The following is a 1995-nucleotide window of genomic DNA, read 5'->3' as shown; positions in this document are numbered from 1 at the left end:
TCTGTGATCGTGATATCGGCAACCTTGATGCCGGAACCAATCACCGTGTTCTCGGCAACCGTCGTCACAGAATTGTCCAAAGCAACCGCAGTCGGCGCCTCGTTGACGTCCGTGACTGTCACAGTGATCGTCTGGTCAGTCGTGTTCGTGCCATCGCTGGCCGTCACCGTCACTTCGTAAACACCATCGGCTGGCGCCGCATCACCCGGCATCTCGAAGTCGGGCGCGCCGACGATGAACTCAAGCTGACCACCGGTGATCTGGAACAGGCTTTGATCCGCCCCGCCCGTGATCGTGAAGGCAACCGTCTCACCCGTCGTATCGGCATCCGTTGCCGCAAGCGTCACAACCGCAGTCGTGTTCTCATCAACATCAACAGCCGCATCGCTGGTGAACACCGGCGCCGTATCGTTCTCGTCCGTTACCGCAATGGTGAACGTCTCAACCGACGTCGAACCGTCCGCAGACGTGGCCGTTACCTCAATGTCGTGGCTCGTAGCCGCCTCGAAGTCGAACGGGCCGACCGCGCTGACAACGCCGGTCGTGCCATCAATCGCAAACAGGGCAGCCGCACCGCCGGTAATGGCATAGCTCACCGTGTTGGTTGTCGCATCGTCATCCGTGGCAGAAGCCGTCACGCCAACCGTGCCTGATGTGGCGCTTTCCGTGATCTCGTTTGCGGCTGTATCCGCATCCGTAACAGCCGACACGTTGAACTCATCGACATCGACAATATCGATTATGAACGTGGATGCCGTGCTCGCTGCACCGTTGGCAGGGGTTGCCGTCACTTCAATCGTGACCAACGAACCAACCGTCTCGGCATCGATTGGACCAGCAACACGAACCTGGCCGGTCGCGGCATCAACGCTGAACAGGCCCACACCCGTACCGCCTGTGATCGCATAGCTGATCGCACCCGCTGTCACATCCGCATCGGTGGAACCGACCGTCAGACCGATATACGTGCCATTTGCGGCATTCTCCGAGACGGAATCCGCCTGTGTATCACCATCAACCGGGGCGGTTGTCGCGTTGTCGTCCACATCCGTCACGTTGATCGTGATCGTCTGCGTATCGCTCAACGTGCCCGTGCCATCATCCGTCGCCGTGACTTCAATCGTATGCGATGTAGCCGTCTCCGCATCGAGCGAAGCGCCGGATGCAAGAGACACTGCGCCTGTCGTCCCATCGATCTCGAACAGACCGGATGGATCAGACGTGATCGAATACGTGATCGTATCACCCGCATCCACATCACTCGCCGAAGCCGTCGCAAGAACGTCCGTATCAGCCGCATCCTCAGCAGCCGAAACCGTCAAATCAGCACCAGAAACAGGCGCATCGTTCACCGGATTCACGTCAAAGGTTGCGGTGTTAGCGGTCGTGTCATTGATGGTGCCGCTGTCGTCGACGACATTNCGTTATCAACGATCGAACCGTTGTTCGTCGCCATTACATCGGCAACCGACAGAATGTCAGTCGCATCGGTGTCACTGGAACCGGCAAGCAATTGTGCCGCCGTGATCACAACAACCGTGTCTTCCGCCACATTGGTCAACGTGACAGGTGAGACCATAGGCGCGTCATTGGCACCCGTTACCGTGAACGTCGCCGTGCCCGTATCGCTCAAACCACCCGGATCGGTGACCGTGAACGAGACCACAACCGTTGCACTCTCGCCATCGGCCAGAGCCTGGAACGCGGTCGTGCTGGCGGCATCAATGGTGAAATCGCCGTTTGCTGCATAGGTGATGCCAACATCACCCAGACCGCCAACAGGCATACCGTTCAACGTGGCGCTGTCGAAGCTGAAGGAGCTGGCATCAAACGTGTCGCCATCAACGTCACTCACCAGATCAGCAACAGAGATGATCGGCGTGGAGCCGACGGGCGTGATCAGATTGTTGGTGAAGGACGGGCTGTCTTCTGGAATCGCAGCCGATGCCACGTAGTCAGCCGCAACAGGCGCTTCGTTCACGTCCGCGACGGTCA

2 protein-coding genes are annotated in these 1995 nt (G+C 58.7%); both read right to left on the bottom strand.

Translation table 11 applies throughout. The features are described from left to right. A partial coding sequence (locus ACFQ14_RS08845) for a cadherin domain-containing protein (RefSeq protein WP_377212375.1) occupies positions 1 to 1352 on the bottom strand: 1352 nt, incomplete at its 3' end. Positions 1353 to 1357: 5 nt separating this feature from the next. Continuing rightward, positions 1358 to 1786, bottom strand: coding sequence for a cadherin-like domain-containing protein (locus ACFQ14_RS08840; RefSeq protein ID WP_449301303.1), 429 nt, complete (start codon positions 1784 to 1786; stop codon positions 1358 to 1360). Between the last annotated feature and the right edge of the window lie 209 nt (positions 1787 to 1995).

This window comes from Pseudahrensia aquimaris, assembly GCF_042676045.1.
Taxonomy (GTDB): domain Bacteria; phylum Pseudomonadota; class Alphaproteobacteria; order Rhizobiales; family Rhizobiaceae; genus Pseudahrensia; species Pseudahrensia aquimaris.
The sequence above is the reverse complement of the archived record's forward strand: the minus strand, read 5'-3'. Positions and strand labels throughout refer to the sequence as shown.